Origin of the sequence: Streptomyces lincolnensis (assembly GCF_021173675.1) — a bacterium.
Taxonomy (GTDB): domain Bacteria; phylum Actinomycetota; class Actinomycetes; order Streptomycetales; family Streptomycetaceae; genus Streptomyces; species Streptomyces lincolnensis_B.
Window position 1 is genome coordinate 122240 of sequence record NZ_JAIHON010000014.1, and the last position, 23315, is coordinate 145554.

Genomic DNA, 23315 nt, shown 5'->3' on the forward strand with positions numbered 1-23315 from the left:
ATTGGGCCCGAAGGGGGTGTTGCGCTGTGCCCACCTTCCGTAACGTCCTCAACTGGCGGCGGTGAATATGCCGCTGCCGCCGTGGGGGAGCCTCGATTCGGGAGAGGACGGCGCCGGTATGGGCTGGGTAACCGACTGGAGTGCGCAGGCGGCCTGCCGCACTACCGATCCGGATGAACTGTTTGTTCAGGGAGCAGCGCAGAACAGGGCCAAGGCGGTGTGCACCGGTTGCCCGGTGCGTACGGAGTGCCTGGCCGATGCGCTGGACAACCGCGTCGAGTTCGGCGTGTGGGGAGGGATGACGGAGCGGGAGCGCCGCGCACTGCTGCGCAGGCGGCCGACTGTCACTTCATGGCGCCGACTTCTGGAGACCGCGCGCACGGAGTACGAGCGGGGGGCCGGGATTCTGCCCCTCGACGATGACGAGGTGTACGAGAACTATGCGGCGGTGAGCTGAGGGGCTGAGGGGTACACCGCTCGGCTTCTCTGGGCTTGCGGCCTTGGGCCGGGGGCTTGTGCCGGGGGCTTGTGCCGGGGGCTTGTGCCTTGGGTCAGGCGTCCGTCTCCGGTAGTTCCGGGCGGCCCGCCGCGAGGCGGTCACCGATGTCCCGCAGTCCCGCGAGGTCATGGACATCGCCGGGCAGCGCGGCCACTTCGGCCACCGCCACCTCCGGGTGGAGCGCGGTGAAGCGGTCACGCGTGCGCTGCTCGCGGGAGAGCAGTCGCATACGGTCGGCGTGCAGTCTCAGCAGGCCTGCGGTGAGTTGTTCGACGGTGCGGTCCGGGTCGACGGGGGAGTCGGGCTCGGATGCGGGAGATTCTGGAACTGCGGCTGATTCTGGAACTGCGGCTGGTTCTGAACTGCCGTACGTGTCGGGAGAGTTACGAAGTCCAGCTTTCCCGCCGTCCTGATCGACAATGCGGGGCTCTTCAAGATTTTCCGCGGCGGCGAGTGCCCGCTCGGCCGACAGCCGGGCGGCGCCGCTGCCGTGGACACGGTTGAGTACCAGCCCCGCCAGCGGCATGTCCTCCGCCGCCAGCCGCTCCACGAAGTACGCGGCCTCCCGCAGCGCGTCCCGCTCCGGCGCCGCCACCACCAGGAACGCGGTGCCGGGCGCCTGGAGCAGCTTGTACGTCGCGTCCGCCCGGGTGCGGAAGCCGCCGAACGTCGTGTCCATCGCGGCCACGAAGGTCTGCACGTCCTTGAGCAGCTGGCCGCCCAGCAGCTTGCCCAGGGTGCCCGTCATCATCGACATCCCGACGTTCAGGAACTTCATCCCCGCGCGTCCGCCCAGCTTCGCCGGGGCCGTCAGCAGCCGGATCAGCCGGCCGTCCAGGAAGGATCCGAGCCGCTTCGGCGCGTCCAGGAAGTCGAGGGCGGAGCGGGACGGCGGGGTGTCGACGACGATCAGGTCCCATTCGTCGCGTGCCCGAAGCTGCCCGAGCTTCTCCATCGCCATGTACTCCTGCGTGCCCGCGAAGCCCGCCGAGAGCGACTGGTAGAACGGGTTGCCCAGGATCGCTGCCGCCCGCTCGCGGTCCGCGTGCGCCTCGACGATCTCGTCGAACGTGCGCTTCATGTCGAGCATCATGGCGTGCAGCTCGCCGCTCGCGGAGTCGTCGAGGCCCTTCACCCGGCGCGGCACGTTGTCCAGCGAGTCGATGCCCATCGACTGGGCGAGCCTACGGGCCGGGTCGATGGTGAGCACGACGACCTTGCGGCCCCGCTCGGCGGCCCTGAGGCCCAGTGCCGCCGCCGTGGTCGTCTTGCCGACGCCGCCCGAGCCGCAGCACACCACGATGCGGGTCTTCGGGTCGTCGATCAGGGGGTCGAGGTCCAGCGTGCGGGCGGGGGAGAGGTGGTGGCGGGTGCCGTCCTGGGCGTGGCGGGAGCTGTCCTTGGTCTCCTTGGCCGGGTCCGGACTCATGACATCCCCTGTTCCCGCAGTTCGGTGGCGAGTTCGTACAGGCCCGCCAGATCCATGCCCTCGGCGAGCAGCGGCAGTTCGTGCAGCGGCAGGCCCAGCTCGCCCAGGACGGCCCGCTGCTCGTGCTCCAGCGTGTACCGCTCGGCGTACTCCTCGGCCTGGGCGAGGAGCGGGGCCACCAGGCGCTCGGCCTGGCCGCCGCGCCGGGCACCGCCGAGGCCGGCTGCCGACAGTGACTGTGCGAGGGAGGAACGAGCCGTGCCCCGCACGAGTTCCAGATCGGTCGCGTCCAACACCTCCGGCCGCACCATGTTCACCATGATCCGGCCCACCGGCAGCCGGGCCGCCCGTAGTTCGGCGATCCCGTCCGCCGTCTCCTGGACGGGCATCTCCTCCAGGAGCGTCACCAGATGGACGGCCGTCTCGGACGACTTCAGCACCCGCATGACCGCCTGCGCCTGGTTGTGTATCGGGCCGATCTTGGCGAGTCCCGCGACCTCGTCGTTGACGTTCAGGAAGCGGGTGATACGGCCCGTGGGGGGTGCGTCCATGACGACGTAGTCGTAGGCGAAGCGGCCGGACTTGTCCTTCCGGCGGACCGCCTCGCACGCCTTGCCCGTCAGGAGCACGTCCCTGAGGCCGGGGGCGATGGTGGTGGCGAAGTCGATCGCGCCCAGCTTTTTGAGGGCCCTGCCGGCGCCGCCCAGCTTGTAGAACATCTGGAGGTAGTCCAAAAGGGCCAGTTCGGGGTCGATGGCCAGTGCGTACACCTCCCCGCCCCCGGGAGCGACGGCGATCTTCCGCTCCTCATAAGGCAGCGCTTCCGTTTCGAAGAGCTGCGCGATGCCCTGGCGGCCCTCCACCTCGACGAGAAGCGTCCGCTTCCCCTCGGTGGCGAGGGCCAGCGCGAGGGCGGCGGCGACCGTGGTCTTTCCGGTCCCGCCCTTGCCGCTGACGACCTGGAGCCTGCTCACGTATTCGAGCGTAACCAGTTGGCGGCCGGACTAAGCAGGAGGCTGTGGATAACGGGGGCGTGGGGTGGGTGTGGGGCAGCGGCTAAAGTCGGCCGCATGACCAAGAAGTGGGAATACGCGACTGTGCCGCTGCTCGTCCATGCCACGAAGCAGATTCTGGACACCTGGGGCGAGGACGGGTGGGAGCTCGTGCAGGTCGTGCCCGGGCCGAACAACCCCGAGCAGCTTGTGGCCTACCTCAAGCGGGAGAAGGCGTGAGCGGCGCGGTCGAGGCGCGGTTGGCCGAGTTGGGGCTGACGTTGCCGGAGGTTGTGCCTCCGCTTGCCGCGTACCAGCCTGCCGTGCTCAGTGGGGTGTACGTGTACACCGCCGGGCAGCTTCCGATGGTGGAGGGCAAGCTGCCCGTCACCGGGAAGGTGGGGGCGGAGGTCACGCCGGAGGAGGCCAAGGAGCTGGCGCGTACGTGTGCGCTGAATGCTCTGGCCGCGGTGAAGTCCGTCGCCGGTGATCTGGACCGGATCGCTCGTGTCGTGAAGGTCGTGGGGTTCGTCGCCTCGGCCTCCGACTTCACGGGGCAGCCGGGGGTTGTGAACGGCGCGAGTGAGCTGCTCGCCGAGGTGCTGGGCGAGAAGGGTGTCCACGCGCGGAGCGCTGTGGGGGTGGCTGTGCTGCCGCTCGACGCGCCGGTTGAGGTCGAGGTGCAGGTGGAGCTGGCCGGGGCGTGATGCCTGCGGCGCGCTGTGCGGCTCCGGTGGGGGCGTGCGTAGCGCCTACGGTTGTGGGGTGGGTCGGGGCCGGGGCGGGGGGTCTCCGTCCTCGGTCCGGCGGAACTGTGTCTCCGGATAGTACTGCGTGTCGGACGCCGGCCGCTGCGGGCGGACACCCCCCGCCCCGTCCCCTCACCGCCGTGGGCGACCACTTCATCCGCCGGGCGCCTGCCCTCACCTCAGGGGCGCGGGGAGCTGCGCGACCAGCCACAACGGGCCTGTAGACGCTCTACGACCTCACGAGGCACCCCCATAGGCGTACGGCAACCCCACCCACCCGCACAGGACACGCAACCCACACCGCACCCCAAGCGGAGCGCCCCGGTCTCGAACATCTGGGGTGTACGAGTTAGCCTCCGCCCATGGCAAACGGGCAGTGGTACCCCCCGGAGTGGCCGGACCGCATCCGTGCCCTGGCGAGTGGGACTCTCGCGCCGGCGGCCCCCAGGCGGGCGGCCACGGTGATGCTGCTGAGGGACGGCGAGAGCGGCCCCTTCGTGCACATGCTGCGCAGACGCGCGTCCATGGCCTTCGCGGGAGGGGCGTACGCGTATCCGGGTGGTGGGGTGGACCCCCGGGACGACGAGCACCAGGTCGGCTGGGCGGGCCCCACGCGCGCGTGGTGGGCGGAGCGGCTGGGGGTGGGGGAGACGGCGGCGCAGGCCATCGTGTGCGCGGCCGTGCGGGAGACGTACGAGGAGGCGGGTGTTCTGCTCGCGGGTCCGGCGCCGGACTCCGTGGTGGGGGACACGACGGGCGAGGACTGGGAGGCCGACCGGGCCGCTCTGGTCGGCCGTGAGCTGTCCTTCGCGGAGTTTCTGGACCGCAGGGGGCTGGTGCTCCGTTCGGATCTGCTGGGGGCCTGGACGCGCTGGATCACGCCGGAGTTCGAGCCGCGCCGTTATGACACGTGGTTCTTCGTGGCCGCGCTCCCGGAGGGGCAGCGCACGCGGAACGCCTCCACGGAGGCCGATCGCACGGTGTGGATCCGGCCGGGCGAGGCGGCGATGTCGTACGACAGGGGCGAGCTGCTGATGATGCCGCCCACGATCGCGACCCTGCGCCAGCTGATGCCGTACGCCACGGCCGCCGAGGCGCTCGCTGCGGCCCCTGGGCGTGATCTGACCCCGGTGCTGGCGCGGGCCCGTCTGGAGGGCGATGAGATCGTTCTGTCCTGGCCGGGCCACGACGAGTTCACCAAGCACGTCCCGAACGACCTCCCGACGGGTGGAGCCTCCGCATGACCGACGCCGCAGCCCTTCCCGGCCAGCCACGGGGCGGGGTCCTCTCGGGCCCCGCCACCCCGCGGGCCGTCAACGTTCTCGCGCCCAACGCCTCGGCGATGACCCTGGACGGGACGAACACCTGGATCCTGGCCGAGCCCGACGCGGAGCTGGCCGTCGTGGTCGATCCGGGGCCGTTGGACGAGGGGCATCTGCGGCATGTCGTCGATACGGCGGAGAAGGCCGGCAGGCGCGTCGCCCTGACCCTGTTGACGCACGGGCACCCGGACCATGCCGAGGGCGCCGCCCGGTTCGCCGAGCTGACGGGCACGAAGGTGCGGGCGCTGGATCCGGCGCTGCGGCTGGGGGACGAGGGGCTGGGCGCCGGGGACGTGGTGGCGGTCGGTGGGCTGGAGCTGCGGGTCGTCCCGACGCCCGGCCACACCGCCGACTCCCTGTGCTTCCACCTGCCGGCCGACCGGGCGGTGCTGACCGGTGACACGGTCCTGGGGCGCGGTACGACGGTCGTGGCGCATCCCGACGGCCGTCTCGGGGACTATCTGGACTCCCTGCGGCGCCTCAGGTCCCTCACGGTCGACGACGGTGTGCACACCGTGCTCCCGGGCCACGGGCCCGTCCTGGAGGACGCCCAGGGCGCCGTCGAGTTCTACCTCGCCCACCGCGCCCACCGCCTCGCCCAGGTCGAGACCGCCGTGGAGGGCGGTTGCCGGACGCCCGCCGAGGTGGTGGCGCATGTGTACACCGACGTGGACCGCTCCCTCTGGCCCGCCGCGGAGCTGTCGGTGCGGGCGCAGATGGAGTACCTGGAGGAGCACGGGCTCATCTGACGGCCTCGGTCGGCCGTCTCATGTGTTGAGCGTCCTGTCTCGCTGCCGGTTCGGGTGTCTCGGCGGCGAAGGTCCGGGGGCCACGGCCCCCGGTGACCTCAGCGGGAGCGCTTGGCCAGACGTTCGACGTCCAGCAGGATCACGGCCCGCGCCTCCAGGCGCAGCCACCCGCGCTGGGCGAAGTCGGCGAGGGCCTTGTTGACCGTCTCGCGGGACGCGCCGACCAGCTGGGCCAGCTCTTCCTGGGTGAGGTCGTGGACGACGTGGATGCCCTCCTCGGACTGCACGCCGAAGCGGCGGGAGAGGTCCAGCAGGGCGCGGGCGACGCGGCCGGGGACGTCCGAGAAGACGAGGTCGGACATCGCGTCGTTGGTGCGGCGCAGCCGGCGGGCGACGGCGCGCAGCAGCGCGGTGGCCACCTCGGGGCGGGCGTTCAGCCAGGGCTGGAGGTCGCCGTGGCCGAGGCCGAGCAGCTTGACCTCGGTCAGCGCGGTGGCGGTCGCCGTGCGCGGGCCCGGGTCGAAGAGCGACAGTTCGCCGATGAGTTCGCCGGGGCCGACGACGGCCAGCATGTTCTCGCGCCCGTCGGGGGACGTGCGGTGGAGTTTGACCTTGCCCTCGGTCACGACGTAGAGCCGGTCGCCCGGATCGCCCTCGTGGAACAGTGAGTCGCCACGCGCGAGAGTCACCTCACTCATGGAGGCGCGCAGTTCCGCGGACTGCTCGTCGTCAAGTGCCGCGAAGAGCGGGTTGCGCCGCAGAACGTCGTCCACGAGTTCTCTCCTTGTCGACCTGCTCAGGGGATCTTGTTCCCCTTGGTACCAGGGGACCACGGTGCCCATTTTGCCGGACGGTCCAAACAGTGTGATCTGTCACAAGGATGCCGCACACCTGTGCCGGGGTAAGCGGCAGGGGGCCAATTGGGGGCCGATCTTCGGGGTCCGGGGCAGATGTCAGTGCCGGGCTCTAGGCTGGCCGGGTGTCCAAATCGCCGGTGAGAGCACAGGCCAAGGGGGCTGGACGGGTGGTTGTACGTCGAGATTCCGCTGTGGGCGAACAGGACCCCGGTGGCGGAAAGAAAACGGCAAAAGCGACAAAGAAGGCTGCGGTGGAAGACGGTCCGGTGAAGAGGGGCTCGGCGGCACGGGCCGCGGCGAAGAAGGCTCCGGCGAAGGCCGCGGCGAAGAAGTCCGCAGCGAAGAAGTCCGCGCCGTTGAAGAAGGCGGTCGTCGCTCCGAAGAAGGCCGCCGCGCCGGTGAAGAAGGCGAGCGCGGTCAAGCCCGTCGCCGTGGCGTCCCCGAGGAACGAGTCGCACACCGCTCTCGTGCGCCGGGCCCGCCGTATCAACCGGGAACTCGCGGAGGTGTACCCGTACGCCCACCCCGAGCTGGACTTCGAGAACTCCTTCCAGCTGATCGTCGCCACGGTCCTGTCCGCCCAGACCACCGACCTGAGGGTCAATCAGACGACGCCCGCGCTCTTCGCCAAGTACCCCACCCCGGAGGACCTGGCCGTCGCCGACCCGGAGGAGGTCGAGGAGATCCTGCGGCCCACCGGATTCTTCCGCGCCAAGACCAAGTCGGTCATAGGGCTGTCCAAGGCCCTGGTGGAGAACTTCGGCGGTGAGGTCCCCGGGCGTCTTGAGGACCTCGTCAAGCTGCCCGGCGTGGGGCGCAAGACCGCCTTCGTCGTGCTCGGCAACGCCTTCGGACGGCCGGGCATCACCGTCGACACGCACTTCCAGCGGCTGGTGCGGCGCTGGCAGTGGACCACCGAGACCGAGCCCGACAAGATCGAGGCCGCCATAGGGGCGCTCTTCCCCAAGAGCGACTGGACGATGCTCTCGCACCACGTGATCTTCCATGGCCGGCGCATCTGTCATGCCCGCAAGCCCGCCTGCGGTGCATGCCCGATCGCCCCGCTCTGCCCGGCGTACGGCGAGGGCGAGACGGATCCGGAGAAGGCCACGAAGCTCCTCAAGTACGAGAAGGGCGGCTTCCCGGGGCAGCGCCTGAAGCCCCCGCAGGCCTATCTGGACGCCGGCGGGAAACCCGCACCGCCGCTGGGAGCCGGATGACCCACGCGGCGACACGCCGTTGGGTACGTTCACAGGAACGATCTCGGGGGCGGCGGGCGTTGGACCGAGCAGGACGACGGGGGTGGAGATGACGCGCGTGGGCAACACACAGGGCGGGCCGGTGACGCTCAGCAAGGCGGGCCTGCCGGCCTGGCTCGATCCGGTGGTGCACGCCGTGGAGACGGTCGAGCCGTTGCAGCTCAGCCGCTTCCTGCCGCCCGAGGACGGGGCGGGGCGGCAGTCCGCCGTGCTGGTCCTGTTCGGCGAGGGCGCGCGCGGCCCCGAGCTGCTGCTCATGGAGCGGGCGAGTTCCCTGCGGTCGCACGCCGGCCAGCCCGCCTTCCCCGGAGGTGCCCTCGACCCCGAGGACGGCGACCCGAAGGGTGACGGGCCGCTGCGGGCCGCTCTGCGCGAGGCGGAGGAGGAGACCGGGCTCGACCCGTCCGGCGTCCAGCTCTTCGGCGTGCTGCCCAAGCTGTACATCCCGGTCAGCGGCTTCGTCGTGACCCCCGTGCTGGGCTGGTGGCGCGAGCCCAGCCCGATCGGCGTCGTCGACCCGAACGAGACCGCGCGCGTCTTCACCGTCCCCGTGTCCGATCTCACGGACCCCGGCAACCGCGCCACCACCGTTCACCCCAGCGGTCACCGAGGTCCGGCATTTCTGGTCGAATCGGCCCTGGTGTGGGGATTCACGGCCGGAATCATCGATCGCCTGCTCCATTACTCGGGCTGGGAGCGGCCCTGGGACCGGGACAAGCAGGTCCCCCTCGACTGGCGCGCATGACAGGGTGAACTTCGTGAATGTGCTGGACATCCTGTTGCTGGTCGCCGCCGTGTGGTTCGCGATCGTGGGCTATCGCCAGGGCTTCGTCGTCGGCATCCTGTCGGTGATCGGCTTCCTGGGCGGCGGCCTTGTCGCGGTCTACCTGCTGCCCGTCATCTGGGACGCGCTGACCGACAAGGCCGAGGTCGGCACGACCGCCGCCGTCGTCGCGGTCGTCGTCGTCATCGTCTGCGCCTCCGTCGGCCAGGCCCTGACCACCCACCTCGGCAACAAGCTGCGCCGGTACATCACCTGGTCCCCGGCCCGCGCTCTGGACGCGACCGGCGGCGCCCTGGTCAACGTCGTCGCGATGCTCCTGGTCGCCTGGCTGATCGGCTCCGCGCTCGCGCAGACCACACTGCCCACGCTGGGCAAGGAGGTCCGCGACTCGAAGCTGCTGCTCGGCGTGCAGGAGGTGCTGCCCACCGAGGCCGACACCTGGTTCAAGGACTTCACCTCGGTCCTCGCGCAGAACGGCTTCCCGCAGGTCTTCAGCCCGTTTTCGAACGAGCCGATCAAGGAGGTCGAGCCCCCGGACCCGGCCTTGGCCAACAGCGCCGTCGCCACCCGCGCCCAGCGCTCCATCGTCAAGGTCATGGGCACCGCCCAGAGCTGCGGCAAGGTCCTGGAGGGCACCGGCTTCGTCTTCGGCGACCGCCGTGTCATGACCAACGCGCATGTCGTCGGCGGCGTCGACGAGCCCACCGTCCAGATAGGCGGCGAGGGCAGGAAGTACGACGCCACGGTCGTCCTCTACGACTGGCAGCGCGACATCGCCGTCCTCGACGTGCCCGATCTGGACGCGCCCGCGCTGCGGTTCACCACCGAGGACGCGGCCAGCGGCGACGGCGCGATCGTCGCGGGCTTCCCGGAGAACGGGGCGTACGACGTGCGCGCCGCGCGCGTACGGGGGCGCATCACGGCCAGCGGCCCGGACATCTACCACCGCGGCACCGTCCGCCGCGATGTGTACTCCCTCTACGCGAACGTCCGCCAGGGCAACTCCGGCGGCCCGCTGCTCACCCCCGACGGGAAGGTGTACGGCGTGGTCTTCGCCAAGTCCCTGGACAGCGCGGAGACGGGCTACGCACTCACCGCGGACGAGATCCAGCAGGACATCGCCCAGGGGCGCACCGCGAACCAGCAGGTGGACAGCGACAGCTGCGCACTGTGAACCCCGGGGTGGTGCGCCCGTGGTTCAGGAGAGTGCGAAAAAGGGGCGCGGTGCGAGGAGCGGGCGCGTCAGCCTCGGGGATGACGCAGGCGTACCGAGACCCAGCGGGCCCGGCGGCGCAGGATGCGCGGGATGCCCACCCGGAGGTCCGTGCCGCCCGGCAGCTGCGGGGCACCGCCTCGTTGGTGGGAGCTCAGGCCTCCGGCCGAGCGTCGGTTGCGTGCTGCGTCACTGTAGTCGTGCGTCCAGCCCATACCCCGACGTGTGCCCCTGCCCCAAGGTCGATAACCGCCCCCAGGGCCCCCAATTGGCCTATGCGGCGGGCAAGTGGCTGTTCGTAGGACAGCTGTTCAGGTTCGGATACCGGGCGCAGCGAAACGGTCACCGATCGGGTGCGGTCACCGGTCGGGTTCGGGGTCCTTCAGCCAGTTGATCAGCTCGGTGGAGAAGGCGACCGGGTCCTCCTCGTGCGGGAAGTGTCCGAGCCCGTCGAACAGCCGCCAGCGGTACGGCGCTTCGACGTACTCCCCGGAGCCGGCCGCGCTGCGCGTGCGCATCACGGGGTCGAGCGAGCCGTGGAGGTGGAGGGTCGGCACCCGCACGGGGCGCTTCATCCGCCGGTTGAACTGGATGCCGTCCGGACGGGCCATGGAGCGCACCATCCAGCGGTACGGCTCGATCGCGCAGTGCGCGGTCGATGGGATGAGCATCGCGCGGCGGTACGTCTCCACCGCCTCGTCGTCCGGCAGGCGCGGCCCCGACCAGTCCCGGACGAGACGGGCGACGAGCGCGCCGTCGTCCGCGGTCAGCTGCCGCTCGGGCACCCAGGGGCGCTGAAACCCCCAGATGTAGGACCCCGCGCGCGTCTGCTTGACGTCGGAGAGCATCGCCGAGCGCCAGCGCCGGGGGTGCGGCATCGAGGCGACGGTGAGCCGCCGTACCAGCTTCGGGCGCATCGCGGCCGCCGTCCACGCCAGATAGCCGCCCAGGTCGTGGCCGACCAGCGCGGCGTCCGGCTCGCCGAGGGAGCGGATCACACCGGTGATGTCGAGGGCGAGGTTGGCCGGGTCGTACCCGCGCGGGGTGCGGTCGCTGCCGCCGACACCGCGCAGGTCCATGGCCACGGCCCTGAAGCCCGCGTCGGCGAGTGCCGTGAGCTGGTGCCGCCAGGTCCACCAGAACTGCGGGAAGCCGTGCAGCAGCAGCACCAGCGGCCCGTCGCCCAGCTCGGCGATGTGGAAGCGCGCCCCGTTGGCGGCGACCTCCCGGTGGGTCACCTTTTTTCCACCCGGGAGGACGTCCGGTCGTACGACCGAAGGGGGTTGGGCCGAAGGTGTGGCGGGATCCGTCATGACGACGAGCGTGCCACAGCCTCGATGGCCTTCGTGTCCCGGACCCGCTCCTCCAGCACCTTGGTGTCGGAGCGCGGGTGCGGCTTGGCGTTCTGGAGCACGCCGGCCGTCTCCTTCATGGAGGCGGCGACCTTCTGCGGGCCCTTGCCCTTCTTCGCCTTCTTGGCGAAGACGACGCCGATCAGCGCGAGGAGGCCCGCGACCAGGACGTTCGCCGCGAAGGACAGCACGAAGCAGATCGCGAGGTTCCAGTCGCTCCAGGTCCGGATGGCGTACGCCAGCGCGAAGTTCAGCATCGGCAGCGAGAACACCAGGACGGCACCGGCCGCCATGAACGCGCCGCCGCTCGTGGCGCCCCGCTTCACGTCCTGCTTCAGCTGTGCCTTCGCCAGGGCGATCTCGTCGTGCACCAGTGCGGACATCTCGGTCGTCGCCGAGGCGAACAGCTGGCCGATACTGCGTTCGGCGCCGACCGGGCTGCCGTCGGGTGCGCTCATCGCGGTCTCCCTACTTCTGACCAAGTGCGTATGGTCTTGTCCTTTGTACCGTCCCGTCAGATCATGCCGGACGGTCGTCCTCATCGCTTGCCCCGCCCGCCACTTCGGCAAGCGGGTCGCGCCCGGTGGCCTTCCGTTCGGCGATCCGGCGGTGCTCGGCGGCCTTGCGCTCGTAGATCTCGGCCATCCTCAGGTGGTACGCCGGATCGTCCTCCTCGTAGATGTCCGGTACGCCGCTGAGGTCCTCGTCGCGCTCCTCCGCCTCGACCAGCCGGCGGTACTTGGCGTTCCGGATCTTCAGCAGCACCGTCGCCAGGGTGGCCGCGATGAGGGAGCCCGCCAGTACGGCCGCCTTGACCTCGTCCGTCAGCGCCGCGTCGCCGTCGAAGGCCAGCTCGCCGATGAGCAGCGAGACGGTGAACCCGATGCCGGCCAGGGTCGCCACCGCGAAGACGTCCGCCCATTGCAGGTCCTCGCTGAGCGACGCCCGGGTGTAGCGGGCCGTGAGCCAGGTCCCGCCGAAGATGCCGAGCGCCTTGCCGAGGACGAGCCCCAGGACCACCCCGAGCGTCTCCGGCTTGGTGAAGACGTCCCCGAGCGCGCCCCCGGAGATGGAGACACCGGCGCTGAACAGCGCGAACAGCGGGACGGCCAACCCCGCCGACAGCGGCCGTACGAGATGCTCGATGTGCTCGCCGGGGGAGTGCTCCTCGCCCTCGCGCCTGGTGCAGCGCAGCATCAGGCCCATCGCGACGCCCGCGATCGTGGCGTGGACGCCGCTGTTGTACATCAGCGTCCAGATCACGAGCGCGAGCGGGACGTACACGTACCAACCGCGTACGCCCTTGCGCAGCAGCAGCCAGAAGACGGCGAGGCCGACCGCCGCCCCGCCGAGCGCGAGGAAGTCGAGGTCCGCCGTGAAGAAGACCGCGATGATCAGGATCGCGAAGAGGTCGTCGACGACGGCGAGGGTGAGCAGGAAGGCGCGCAGGGCGCTCGGCAGGGAGGTGCCGATGACGGCGAGCACCGCCAGCGCGAAGGCGATGTCGGTCGCGGTCGGAACGGCCCAGCCCTGGAGCGAGCCGCCGCCGGTGACATTGGTGAGCACATAGACCAGCGCCGGTACGACCATCCCGCACAGCGCGGCGATCACGGGCAGCGCGGCCGCCTTGGGGTCCTTCAGATCGCCCGCGACCAGTTCGCGCTTGAGTTCGATGCCGGCGACGAAGAAGAAGATCGCGAGGAGGCCGTCGGCCGCCCAGTGCGCGATCGACAGGTCCAGGCCCAGCGCCTCGGGGCCCAGATGGAAGTGGCTGACGCTCTCGTAACTGTCGCGCAGCGCCGGGACGTTCGCCCAGACCAGCGCCGTGACGGCGGCGATGAGCAGCAGTACGCCACCGACCGTCTCGGTCCGCAGCGCGTCCGCCACGAAGGTCCGCTCGGGCAGGGACAGCCGTCCGAAGACCTTGCGGGCGGGGGTGGTGCGGGGCGCGGGCACGAGGGGGACCTCCGGTCGACGGGCAGCACGAAACGCTTGCCGACCAGACTTCCCGGCGCACCTTGGTTGTTTAGTTTAGCTAAGTACGGCGGAGGATGCACTTCGAACGCCGGGGATGCGGGGGCTCGGCGCCCCCGCATCCCCGGGCCGCGTCAGTCCTCGGACGGCGCGGCGGGCAGCTTCGCCTGGATGAGGTCCATGACCGTCGAGTCGGTCAGCGTGGTGACGTCACCGAGCTGACGGTTCTCCGCCACGTCCCGCAGCAGTCGCCGCATGATCTTGCCGGAGCGGGTCTTGGGCAGCTCCGCCACCGGCAGGATCCGCTTCGGCTTGGCGATCGGGCCGAGGGCCGCGCCGACGTGGTTGCGCAGGTCGGCGACGAGGTTCTCGTCCTCCGCGTTGGCCGTGCCGCGCAGGATGACGAAGGCGACGATGGCCTGCCCGGTGGTCTCGTCGGCGGCACCGACGACGGCCGCCTCGGCGACCGAGGGGTGCGAGACGAGGGCGGACTCCACCTCGGTGGTGGAGATGTTGTGCCCGGAGACGAGCATGACGTCGTCCACGCGGCCCAGCAGCCAGATGTCGCCGTCGTCGTCCTTCTTCGCCCCGTCACCGGCGAAGTACTTGCCCTCGAAGCGCGACCAGTACGTGTCGAGGAAGCGCTGGTCGTCGCCCCAGATGGTGCGCAGCATCGACGGCCACGGCTCGGTCAGGACCAGGTAGCCGCCACCGCCGTTCGGCACCTCGTTCGCCTCGTCGTCGACGACGGTCGCGGCGATGCCGGGCAGCGGGGTCTGCGCGGAACCGGGCTTGGTCGCGGTCACGCCCGGCAGCGGGGAGATCATCATCGCGCCGGTCTCGGTCTGCCACCAGGTGTCCACGATCGGCGTGGCGTCGGCGCCGATGTGCTTCCGGTACCAGATCCAGGCCTCGGGGTTGATGGGCTCACCGACGGAGCCGAGGATGCGCAGGCTGGACAGGTCGAACTTGGCGGGGATGTCGTCGCCCCACTTCATGAACGTACGGATCGCCGTCGGCGCCGTGTACAGGATCGTCACCCCGTACTTCTGGACGATCTCCCAGAAGCGGCCCTGGTGCGGCGTGTCCGGCGTGCCCTCGTACATGACCTGGGTGGCGCCGTTCGCCAGCGGGCCGTAGACGATGTACGAGTGCCCGGTGACCCAGCCGACGTCGGCGGTGCACCAGTAGACGTCGGTCTCCGGCTTGAGGTCGAAGACGGCGTGGTGGGTGAACGCGGTCTGGGTGAGGTAGCCGCCGGAGGTGTGCAGGATGCCCTTCGGCTTACCCGTCGTACCCGAGGTGTAGAGGATGAAGAGCGGGTGCTCGGCGTCGAAGGCCTCGGGCGTGTGCTCGGCGGACTGCCGCTCCACGATCTCGTGCCACCACACGTCCCGGCTGTCGTCCCACGCGACCTCCTGGCCGGTACGGCGTACGACGAGCACGTGCTCCACGTTGCCCGCCTTGCCGACCGCCTCGTCCACCGCCGGCTTGAGCGCGGACGGCTTGCCGCGCCGGTAGCCGCCGTCGGAGGTGATGACGACCTTGGCGTCCGCGTCCTGGATCCGAGTGGCGAGCGCGTCGGCCGAGAAGCCGCCGAAGACCACGGAGTGCGCGGCGCCGATCCGGGCGCACGCGAGCATCGCGACGGCCGTCTCAGGAATCATCGGCATGTAGACCGCGACCCGGTCGCCCTTCCGGACCCCCAGCTCCAGCAGGGCGTTCGCGGCCTTGGAGACCTCGTCCTTGAGCTCGGCATAGGTGATCGCGCGGCTGTCGCCGGGCTCGCCCTCGAAGTGGATGGCGACCCGGTCGCCGTGGCCGGCCTCGACATGCCGGTCGACGCAGTTGTACGCCACATTGAGCTCGCCGTCCTTGAACCACTTGGCGAACGGCGGGTTCGACCAGTCCAGGGTCTCGGTCGGCTCCTTGGCCCAGCTCAGTCGGCGGGCCTGCTCGGCCCAGAAACCGAGCCGGTCAGCCTTGGCCTGCTCATACGCCTCCGCGGTGACGTTGGCGTTCGCGGCCAGGTCGGCGGGGGGTGCGAACCTGCGCTCTTCCTTGAGCAGGTTGGCCAGGCTTTCGTTGCTCACGGCATCTGCCTTTCCCAGGGTGTCCGTTGTGTCCCAAGCCACAGCTCATCAGACCGGGGGTGCGATGACAAGGGGCGATGGGCGATTGGTGTAGACCTGTGGACGGGGTCGTTCCTGCCCCCTTCCAGCGGCCGGGGTCATCCGTACCCACGTACGCCGACCAGGCAGAGTTCAGCCCCTGTAACGCCTTTCACACTCCGGACGGGGTGCGGGTGGAGCGCGCCGAGGGGACGGCCCCGGTGAAGTGGGACCGGGGCCGTCCTGGAGCATCCGCGGGTGGGCCGGCACCACGGCGGGTGGGTGCCGGTCACTACCGACGGGAGAGCCGGGCACCATCGGCGATCTTGCGATGGCTCACGCCGTCAGGTCGGCCGCCTCCACATGGTGGAACAGCTCGTCCTCGCCCGCCCCGGTGAGCAGGTAGGCCTGGGCCTCGCCCACGTGGAAGTACATCCCGTGCAGCCGGAGCGCGCCGTCCTTGAGGGCGCGGGCGACCGAGTCGTGGGTGCGCAGGTGCTCCAACTGCTGCACCACGTTGGTCAGACAGAGCTGCTCCACCGCGTCGGCGGGTGACCGGCCGGCGAGCCGGGCCCAGGGCCGGCCGTCGTCGGCCATGCGCTCCAGACTCGGCAGGCCGTGCCGCAGCCACCGCTTCAGCGGGGTCTGGGCCCCGCCCGGCTCGGTGGTCATCAGCGCCTGCATGGCCCCGCACCCGGAGTGCCCGCACACCGTGATGGAGCGTACCTTCAGCACGTCCACCGCGTACTCGATCGCGGCCGCCACCGAGTCGTCGCTCTCCTGGCCGTGCGGCGGAACGAGGTTGCCCACGTTGCGCACCACGAACAGGTCGCCCGGACCACTGGAGGTGATCATCGAGGTGACCAGCCGCGAGTCGGCGCAGGTGAGGAACAGCTGCGACGGTCGCTGCCCCTCGCGCGCCAGCCGGGCCAGCTCTCCCCGCACGAGCGGTGCGGTGTTGCGCTGGAACGCGCTGATGCCACGCGCCAGTTGGTGGGAGTTCGGCCCGTCGGTGCCGTCCGGTCCGTCCAGGTGCCCGCCCTCGGCCGGTGCTGTCCGCGGAGGCTCGCACTGGTGGTTGCGCCAGGGCGTCCAGGGGCTGCAACGGCAACTCGCGGGCTCTGCCGTCGGCTCGGCGGCCTCGCGCCCGGCGCGGAAAGCGGTCGGGCTTGCGGGCTCACCGATGCGGATCCCGGACCGGCGGCCGGTCAGCTCCACGGAACCGCCCTGCGCGGTGTGCGTCTTCTGCCAGTCCTGGAGCGCCTCGTAGGCGGCGTGGTCCATGAACGAGCCGTCCAGCTCCACGACGACGCGGGCGCCCTGGGGCACGAGATGCAGGGCTCTGCTGAGCCGCGGCACGGCGAGGAACGTCAACTGCCCTCGTACGTGGACGTGATGGACTCCTTCCCTCTCGTCGTGGGTGATGCGGGTGCGGGTGAGGCGGTGCAGGGCGACGGCGACGGCCACGGCGATTCCCAGCGTCACGCCCTCCAGGACGCCGATGACGACCACGCCGAGGGTGGTGACGGCGTACACCAGCACCTCGCGGTGGCGGGTCACCGTGCGGATGTGGTGCAGGGACACCATCTGGATGCCGACGGCCATCACCAGGGCGGCGAGCGAGGCGAGGGGGATGAACTCCAGGATCGGGACCATCAGCAGCGCGGCGATCACTACGAGAACGCCGTGCAGCATCGTGGAGTTCCGGCTGACGGCACCGGCGTGCACATTCGCCGAACTCCGCACGGCCACACCGGCGACGGGCAGTCCGCCGAGTGTGCCGGAGACGATGTTGGCGGCGCCCTGGCCGAGCAGTTCACGGTCCAGGTCGGAGCGCCCGACGCGGCCGGGCAGGCCGGGACGTCCGGCGATCAGCTTGTCCACGGCCACCGCGCCGAGCAGCGACTGCACGCTGCACACCAGTGTGGTGGTGAGTACGGCGGCGACCAGGCCCAGCACAGGGCCCTCGGGAAGTCCGGCCAGGGCGTGGCTGCTCCAGGACGGCAGGTCGACCTTGGGCAGGGTCAGCCCGGCGAGCGAGGCGGCGGCGGTGGCCCCGGTGACGGCCACGAGCGCGGCCGGAACCTTGCGCAGGAGTCTTCCGACGCGGCCGGGCAGGCGCGGCCAGAGGAAGAGCAGCGCCAGCGTCGCCGCGCTCACCGACATCGCGGCGGGGTGCAGGTCCGCCAACTGGGCCGGCAGCGCGCGCAGGTTGTCGAGGACGGAGCTCTGCGGGGTGCCGCCGAGGACGATGTGCAACTGGGCGACGGCGATGGTGACACCGATGCCGGCGAGCATGCCGTGCACGATCGCGGGGCTGACGGCGAGGGCGTTGCGGGCCACGCGCAGGCAGCCCAGGCCCAGTTGGGCGAGCCCGGCCAGGACGGTGATGGCGCAGGTGGTCCGCCAGCCGTAGCGGTGGATGAGGTCGGCGGTGACGACGGTGAGGCCGGCGGCCGGGCCGCTGACCTGGAGCGGGGAGCCGCCGAGCCGTCCGGCGACGATCCCTCCGACGGCGGCGGCGACGAGCCCGGCCTGGAGGGGCGCACCGGTGGCGAGGGCGATGCCGAGGGACAGCGGAAGGGCGATCAGGAAGACCGCGATGGAGGCCGACACGTCGGCGCCCGCGATGCGCAGACGGCGGCGGGGGCCCGGTGGCGGGCTGTGGGGCTGATGGATGCGCTTCGTCCGATTCGAGTGGGCGGCGCGAGTGGGTAGGCAGGCTGGCATTTTCCCGTCTCCTCCGGGGCGGCGCGGTCGCGGATCTGGTGGTCCCCCGTCGATGGCGGGGGGTCGGGTCGGCGGCCGTGGGTCACGGCGTGCAGCGGCGGGATGATTCAACGCTCGGTAAATGGATCGTAATGCAGAGTAAAGGGCAGGCATAGACTTTCCCGGCAAATGGGCTAATAAGTAACTCGCACGGGTGAAGTGGCAATTTCATCGGCTTGTCGTACTAATTCCTTCTCGGTCCCGTGTGAACGTGGCGGCGCTGTCGTTGGCCCCGAGATAAGGAAGAAGGTGGGCGGAACATGGCCGCCACCCAGAGGATCACCGCGGGCGCCGTGGCCGCCGCGGCCTGTGCCGCGTCGCTCGCCGGCTGCGCGATCGGTACCGACGGTTCCGAGACGGGGGCACCCGGTCCGCAGAAGGCGAAGCCGGCCCAGGCGCCGCCCAAGAGCGTGGTCCGCCTGATCGGCGACGGCTCCACCTCGTACACCGGGGCGCAGCCGCACCTGCCGAGACCCGAGCGCCTCAAGCCGGGCCAGAAGCCCCCGCAGTTCGTGGTCTTCTCCTGGGACGGCGCGGGTGAGGACGGCCAGCGGCTCTTCTCCCACTTCCGCAAGGTGGCCCGGGCGAACAACGCGACGATGACGTACTTCCTGAGCGGCGTGTACATGCTGCCGGAGGACAAGCGCGACCTCTACCGGCCCCCGCAGCACTCCCCGGGCCGCTCCGACATCGGCTTCAACGACGACGAGGGCATCGCCGCGACCGCGGAGCAGCTACGCCTGGCGTGGCTGGAGGGCAACGAGATCGGCACCCACTTCAACGGCCACTTCTGCGGCAGCGGCGGCGGGGTCGGCGAGTGGTCGGTGGAGGACTGGAAGGACGAGATCTCCCAGGCCAAGCACTTCGTGAAGTCCTGGAAGACCAACACGGGCATGCACAAGGCCGCCCCGCTGCCCTTCGACTACGACAAGGAACTCATCGGGGCCCGCACGCCCTGCCTGGAGGGCCGGAAGAACTTCATGAAGGCCGCCCGCGAGCTGGGCTTCCGCTACGACACCAGCGGCGTCAACGACCAGGTCTGGCCGAAGAAGAAGCAGGGCCTGTGGGACCTGTCGATGCAGCTCGTGCCCTTCCCCGGGCACCGCTACGAGCAGCTCACCATGGACTACAACTTCATGGTCAACCAGTCGGGCGGCACCACCCAGGGCAACCCCGCCCAGTACGAGCGCTGGGGCGACGAGATGCGCGACGGCCTGCTCATGGGCTTCCGCCGGGCCTACGAGGGCAACCGAGCGCCCCTGATCATCGGCAACCACTTCGAGTCCTGGAACGGCGGCACCTACATGCGGGCCGTGGAGGAGACCATCGAGCGGGTGTGCAACAAGCCCGACGTGCGCTGCGTGTCCTTCCGGCAACTCGCCGACTGGCTGGACGCGCAGGACCCGAAGATCTTGGCGAAGCTGCGCACCCTGGGCGTGGGCGAGGCCCCGAAGCAGGACTGGCCGTCCTTCCTGTCCGGCCACCCCGCCCCGGCCCCGAAGGGCGTGCCCGGGGCGCCGGCGGCCAAGCGGTAAGGGCGCTGGTACAAGGAGTCGGACGAGGTCCGGTGTCCGGAGCCCGGTGAGGGCCGTGCTCACACGAGGGTGATGAGGCTTTCGCCGAGTACGAAGGAGGGGTCGACCTGCGCCGCCAGGTCGGCCCCGGTCCGCTCGTTGCCCCAGGACCGGGCGTTCTTCAGGTGGAAGTGCACCATCTGGCGGGTGTAGCGCTCCCAGTCCCGCAGTTCGTACGTGGCGTCGGCGGCCGTTCGCAGCCGGTGCAGGGCGCGACGGTTGACGTCCTCCAGGAGCTCGAACCGGGGCGGCCGGCCCTTCTCCAGCGCCCGCACCCAGTTCGACTGCCCGACCGTCACGAGCAGGTCGTCCCCGACCTCGGCGCGGAGGAAGTCGAGGTCGTCCTGGCCCTGCACCTTGTTGCCGACGACCTTCAGGACGACGCCGTAGTCGGCGGCGTACTCCTTGTACTGGCGATAGACGGAGACCCCCTTCCGGGTCGGCTCGGCGACGAGGAACGTGATGTCGAAACGGGTGAACATGCCGGAGGCGAAGGAGTCCGAGCCCGCCGTCATGTCGACCACGACGTACTCGTCGGGGCCGTCCACCAGGTGGTTCAGGAACAGCTCCACCGCTCCGGTCTTGGAGTGGTAGCAGGAGACCCCGAGGTCGGCGTCCGTGAAGGGGCCCGTGACCATCAAACGGACGGTGTCGCCGTCGAGTTCCACCGGCCGGGCGCAGGCGTCGTAGACCGGATTGTCCTCGCGCACCCGCAGCAGCCGCGAGCCCTCGCCGGGCGGGGTCGTCTTGATCATCGTGTCGGCGGAGGAGAGGCGGGGGTTGGATCCGCGCAGGTGCTCCTTGATGAGCGGCAGCCGATCGCCCATCGCGGGCAGGGCGGCAGCCTCCGCCTCGTCCAGCCCGAGGGCCGGGCCCAGGTGCTGGTTGATGTCGGCGTCGACGGCGACGACGTGCGCGCCGGTGGCCGCGAGATGGCGGATGAACAGGGAGGACAGGGTGGTCTTGCCACTGCCGCCCTTCCCGACGAAAGCAATTTTCATGTTCACCAAGCGTAGTGGCGCCATAGCTGTAAGTGGCAGGCGTCCGTGAAGAAGACCACTCCATCGTGGGGTGCGCGACCGTCTTGCGTAGGGTCGTACTTATGAGTACGACAGGCGCGACCGCCGATCCGCTCGCGGCCCTGGGCTCGCTGCCCGGTGTGGCCGAGTCCGTGGAGTCCGTGCGCAAGGCCGTGGACCGGGTCTACGGACACCGGATCATGCGGCGCCGCAGCAACGCGGTCACTTCCGAGGCGGCCCTGCGCGGCGCCCGTGGTTCGGCGGCACTGTCCGGCGCGGACTGGGCGCTCGAAGAGGTGCGCCGGCGCACCGACTTCAGTGGTGACGACGAGGCGCGCGTCGTGGGCGCGGCGCTGCGGCTGACCGCCGAGGCGGGCCAGTTGCTGTCCATCTGGCGGCAGTCGCCGCTGCGGGTGCTGGCCCGGCTGCATCTGGTGGCGGCCGCCACGAACGGCGACGGGGTGGGCCGTCCGCGGCAGGCGGGCGAGCCCGTCGACGAGCCGCTGGTCGAGCTGCCGCTGCCGGGCGAGGCGGAGGTCTCCGGCCGGCTGGAGGGGCTGTCCGAGCTGATCATCGCGGGCGGTTCGGCCCCCGCGCTGGTCACGGCCGCCGTCGTGCACGGCGAGCTGCTCGCGCTCAGGCCCTTCACCTCCCACAACGGCCTGGTCGCGCGCGCGGCCGAGCGCGTCGTCCTGGTCGGCAGCGGTCTCGACCCGAAGTCCGTCTGCGCGGCCGAGGTGGGCCATGCCGAACTGGGTCGCGCGGCCTACCTGGCGGCCCTCGACGGCTATGTCTCCGGCACTCCGGAGGGCATGAGCGCCTGGATCGCGCACTGCGGCAGGGCGGTCGAGCTGGGGGCGCGCGAGTCGGCGGCGGTGTGCGAGGCGCTTCAGCGTGGGGCGGCGTAGAGGTCCCTGGAAAAGGGTTGCGGCGGTACGAGGATTCGTACCGCCGCTGGCATGTTCACCGGGGTACCAAGCGTCCTCGATATATGCCCATCAGGTCGGGAACTTTGCCCGTCACCTGGTGCGGCTGGCCCGTAATCGACGGGTCGACGTCGCGTGGGTGCCCAGTGTTCATGCTCGGTCCGTGTGGCCAAATGCGATTTAAAGGTGATCCTCTCGGATGTCCTTGGTCCCGCGGGCCGTTAAACCCTTTGTACTCCAGGACCGGAGCAAGCGGAAGCCCTTGCTGTACTTCTTTACTTTTAGGTTCAAATGTGAGCTAAACGGGCGCCGGGATATCGAACAATCCCGTACGGCGGCCCAAGGGCAGGTCAGGCCGTGGCGGACCGGCGCCGGCTGGCGTACCAGACGAGACCCGCGGTGGCCGCCGCCGCTCCTATGGCGGCGACCGCGACGAGCGCCGGGCGGGGCGGTACCGAGAACGCCGGGAACCGCTGCTTGAGCCGGACCGGGCGGTGGAAATCGAGAATCGGCCACCCGCGCGTGACGGCCTCGCGGCGCAGCGCACGATCCGGGTTCACGGCATGGGGGTGGCCGACGGCCATCAGCATCGGCAGGTCGGTCGCCGAGTCGCTGTAGGCGTAGCAGCGCTCCAGGTCGTATCCCTCGGACTCGGCGAGCTCCTTGATCGCCTCGGCCTTCGTCGGACCGTAGGCGTAGTACTCCACCTCGCCCGTGTAGCAGCCGTCGTCGCCCACCACCATGCGGGTCGCGACGACGCGGTCCGCGCCGAGCAGTTCACCGATCGGCTCGACGACCTCGGCGCCCGAGGTGGACACGATCACCACGTCGCGGCCGGCGGTGTGGTGCTCCTCAATGAGGGAGGCGGCCTCGTCGTAGATGATCGGGTCGATGAGGTCGTGGAGGGTCTCGGCGACGATCTCCTTGACCTGTTGGACGTTCCAGCCGCGCACGAGCGCGGAGAGGTACTCGCGGGTCCGCTCCATCTGGTCGTGGTCCATGCCGCCCACGAGGAAGACGAACTGGGCATACGCCGTACGCAAGGCGGCCCTGCGGTTGATCAGCCCGCCTTGGTAGAAGGACTTGCTGAAGGTGAGCGTGCTCGACTTCGCAATGACCGTCTTGTCCAGGTCAAAGAAGGCGGCTGTGCGGGGCAACGAGTGGTTTTCCACAACCCCGAGCATAGGCGCAGCCCATTCGGCGTAAGGTGGGCGCGTGGGTTTGCCTGAGAGGGCTCTCGGGTACACCATGGAAGTCACGGATCGTTCGCGACCGTGCTAACCCGGTCCGACTCCTCCCCCCCCGAGTCGGCCGTGGAGACGACCCCCGCTCTCCCCCCCGGCGGGGGTCGTCGCATGTCCGGATGGGTTTTTCCTCTTCTGCAGGCGGTCGTGAGGCCGAGATGAGGCGGCTGCGGCCGCCTCTTTCGCATACCCATGATCCGTCACTCTGTGTAGCTGTCGCGCTGCTCTGCGGAGGTCGCACAGGGGGTGGTACAGGGGTCACCGGTATGGGTGACGGCGATATTCACAACCGCCGAGTTGTCCACAGTTATCGACCAAGATCCACACGATTTCCGGGATCGCTGCACCGTGATTCCAGCACGCCCCGCTCGGGCCGACTTCATGGCTGGTTCCGATTGGGCGGGCGGGTTTGGCCGGTTCGTATCGGCCGTTCATATGGAGGCCGGTTGCCGGTTCTCCACATGGCTGGGAATCGCGTGACCGCAGGGGCCGC

At 70.3% G+C, this 23315-nt stretch carries 21 protein-coding genes; 10 read left to right on the plus strand and 11 right to left on the minus strand.

Annotated elements, in window-relative coordinates; genetic code table 11:
* The first annotated feature begins 118 nt into the window (after positions 1-118).
* Positions 119-457 (plus strand): transcriptional regulator WblA, encoded by a 339-nt coding sequence (gene wblA, locus K4B79_RS36165; protein WP_067033339.1) that lies wholly within the window; start codon positions 119-121, stop codon positions 455-457.
* Between the two features lie 94 nt (positions 458-551).
* Here the strand turns inward: wblA and K4B79_RS36170 are convergent, their stop codons facing one another.
* Both K4B79_RS36170 and K4B79_RS36175 read right to left on the minus strand, forming a co-directional pair.
* Positions 552-1928, minus strand: coding sequence for an ArsA family ATPase (locus tag K4B79_RS36170; protein ID WP_232031660.1), 1377 nt, complete (start codon positions 1926-1928; stop codon positions 552-554).
* On the minus strand, positions 1925-2902 hold the full coding sequence (locus K4B79_RS36175) for an ArsA-related P-loop ATPase (RefSeq protein ID WP_232031661.1): 978 nt from the start codon (positions 2900-2902) through the stop codon (positions 1925-1927). The genes K4B79_RS36170 and K4B79_RS36175 overlap by 4 nt, the downstream gene beginning before the upstream one ends.
* Before the next feature lie 96 nt (positions 2903-2998).
* Between K4B79_RS36175 and K4B79_RS36180 the strand changes: the two genes are divergently transcribed.
* From K4B79_RS36180 to K4B79_RS36195, 4 genes are all read left to right on the plus strand, one after another.
* Entirely contained in the window at positions 2999-3160 is a 162-nt protein-coding gene (locus tag K4B79_RS36180) for a DUF4177 domain-containing protein (protein ID WP_232031662.1), read from the plus strand.
* Positions 3157-3627 carry a RidA family protein gene (locus K4B79_RS36185; protein ID WP_232031663.1) on the plus strand — a complete coding sequence of 157 codons (471 nt, stop codon included), beginning with the start codon at positions 3157-3159 and terminating at the stop codon, positions 3625-3627. The genes K4B79_RS36180 and K4B79_RS36185 overlap by 4 nt, the downstream gene beginning before the upstream one ends.
* A 404-nt stretch (positions 3628-4031) precedes the next feature.
* Positions 4032-4913 carry an NUDIX hydrolase gene (locus K4B79_RS36190; protein ID WP_232031664.1) on the plus strand — a complete coding sequence of 294 codons (882 nt, stop codon included), beginning with the start codon at positions 4032-4034 and terminating at the stop codon, positions 4911-4913.
* Positions 4910-5740 carry an MBL fold metallo-hydrolase gene (locus K4B79_RS36195; RefSeq protein WP_232031665.1) on the plus strand — a complete coding sequence of 277 codons (831 nt, stop codon included), beginning with the start codon at positions 4910-4912 and terminating at the stop codon, positions 5738-5740. Before K4B79_RS36190 ends, K4B79_RS36195 begins: the two co-directional genes overlap by 4 nt.
* Positions 5741-5838: 98 nt before the next feature.
* Here K4B79_RS36195 and K4B79_RS36200 read toward each other — a convergent pair whose 3' ends face one another.
* Positions 5839-6513, minus strand: coding sequence for a Crp/Fnr family transcriptional regulator (locus K4B79_RS36200; RefSeq protein WP_015658871.1), 675 nt, complete (start codon positions 6511-6513; stop codon positions 5839-5841).
* Between the two features lie 335 nt (positions 6514-6848).
* Between K4B79_RS36200 and nth the strand changes: the two genes are divergently transcribed.
* The 3 genes from nth (at position 6849) to K4B79_RS36215 (ending at position 9814) form a co-directional block, all read left to right on the plus strand.
* The gene (nth, locus tag K4B79_RS36205) at positions 6849-7817 is read left to right on the plus strand and encodes an endonuclease III (RefSeq protein WP_374208550.1); all 969 of its coding nucleotides are present in this window, start codon (positions 6849-6851) and stop codon (positions 7815-7817) included.
* 88 nt (positions 7818-7905) lie between these two features.
* A complete protein-coding gene (locus K4B79_RS36210) occupies positions 7906-8601 on the plus strand; it encodes an NUDIX hydrolase (protein ID WP_232031787.1) in 696 nt (231 codons plus the stop codon).
* A 13-nt stretch (positions 8602-8614) separates the two neighbouring features.
* Positions 8615-9814: a MarP family serine protease gene (locus K4B79_RS36215; protein ID WP_232031666.1), complete on the plus strand. Its 1200-nt coding sequence runs from the start codon at positions 8615-8617 to the stop codon at positions 9812-9814.
* 68 nt (positions 9815-9882) lie between these two features.
* Here K4B79_RS36215 and K4B79_RS36220 read toward each other — a convergent pair whose 3' ends face one another.
* From K4B79_RS36220 to K4B79_RS36245, 6 genes are all read right to left on the minus strand, one after another.
* The gene (locus K4B79_RS36220) at positions 9883-10068 is read right to left on the minus strand and encodes a hypothetical protein (protein ID WP_232031667.1); all 186 of its coding nucleotides are present in this window, start codon (positions 10066-10068) and stop codon (positions 9883-9885) included.
* Positions 10069-10212: 144 nt separating this feature from the next.
* Entirely contained in the window at positions 10213-11166 is a 954-nt protein-coding gene (locus tag K4B79_RS36225; protein ID WP_232031668.1) for an alpha/beta fold hydrolase, read from the minus strand.
* Positions 11163-11663: a phage holin family protein gene (locus K4B79_RS36230; RefSeq protein ID WP_232031669.1), complete on the minus strand. Its 501-nt coding sequence runs from the start codon at positions 11661-11663 to the stop codon at positions 11163-11165. The genes K4B79_RS36225 and K4B79_RS36230 overlap by 4 nt, the downstream gene beginning before the upstream one ends.
* Positions 11664-11724: 61 nt before the next feature.
* Positions 11725-13161, minus strand: a complete 1437-nt coding sequence (gene nhaA, locus K4B79_RS36235) for a Na+/H+ antiporter NhaA (protein WP_232031670.1) — start codon at positions 13159-13161, stop codon at positions 11725-11727.
* Positions 13162-13313: 152 nt separating this feature from the next.
* A complete protein-coding gene (gene acs, locus K4B79_RS36240) occupies positions 13314-15272 on the minus strand; it encodes an acetate--CoA ligase (protein WP_232031671.1) in 1959 nt (652 codons plus the stop codon).
* Positions 15273-15626: 354 nt separating this feature from the next.
* Positions 15627-18020, minus strand: coding sequence for a bifunctional SulP family inorganic anion transporter/carbonic anhydrase (locus K4B79_RS36245; protein ID WP_232031672.1), 2394 nt, complete (start codon positions 18018-18020; stop codon positions 15627-15629).
* 299 nt (positions 18021-18319) lie between these two features.
* On the opposite strand from K4B79_RS36245, the gene K4B79_RS36250 reads away from it, so the two are divergent.
* On the plus strand, positions 18320-19594 hold the full coding sequence (locus K4B79_RS36250; RefSeq protein WP_232031673.1) for a hypothetical protein: 1275 nt from the start codon (positions 18320-18322) through the stop codon (positions 19592-19594).
* Between the two features lie 59 nt (positions 19595-19653).
* On the opposite strand, the gene K4B79_RS36255 is transcribed toward K4B79_RS36250, so the two are convergent.
* Positions 19654-20634 (minus strand): ATP-binding protein, encoded by a 981-nt coding sequence (locus K4B79_RS36255; RefSeq protein ID WP_232031674.1) that lies wholly within the window; start codon positions 20632-20634, stop codon positions 19654-19656.
* Between the two features lie 101 nt (positions 20635-20735).
* Between K4B79_RS36255 and K4B79_RS36260 the strand changes: the two genes are divergently transcribed.
* The gene (locus tag K4B79_RS36260) at positions 20736-21560 is read left to right on the plus strand and encodes an oxidoreductase (protein ID WP_232031675.1); all 825 of its coding nucleotides are present in this window, start codon (positions 20736-20738) and stop codon (positions 21558-21560) included.
* Between the two features lie 368 nt (positions 21561-21928).
* Here the strand turns inward: K4B79_RS36260 and K4B79_RS36265 are convergent, their stop codons facing one another.
* Complete coding sequence (locus K4B79_RS36265; RefSeq protein WP_232031676.1) at positions 21929-22762, minus strand: HAD family hydrolase; 834 nt, start codon at positions 22760-22762, stop codon at positions 21929-21931.
* Positions 22763-23315 lie beyond the last annotated feature (553 nt).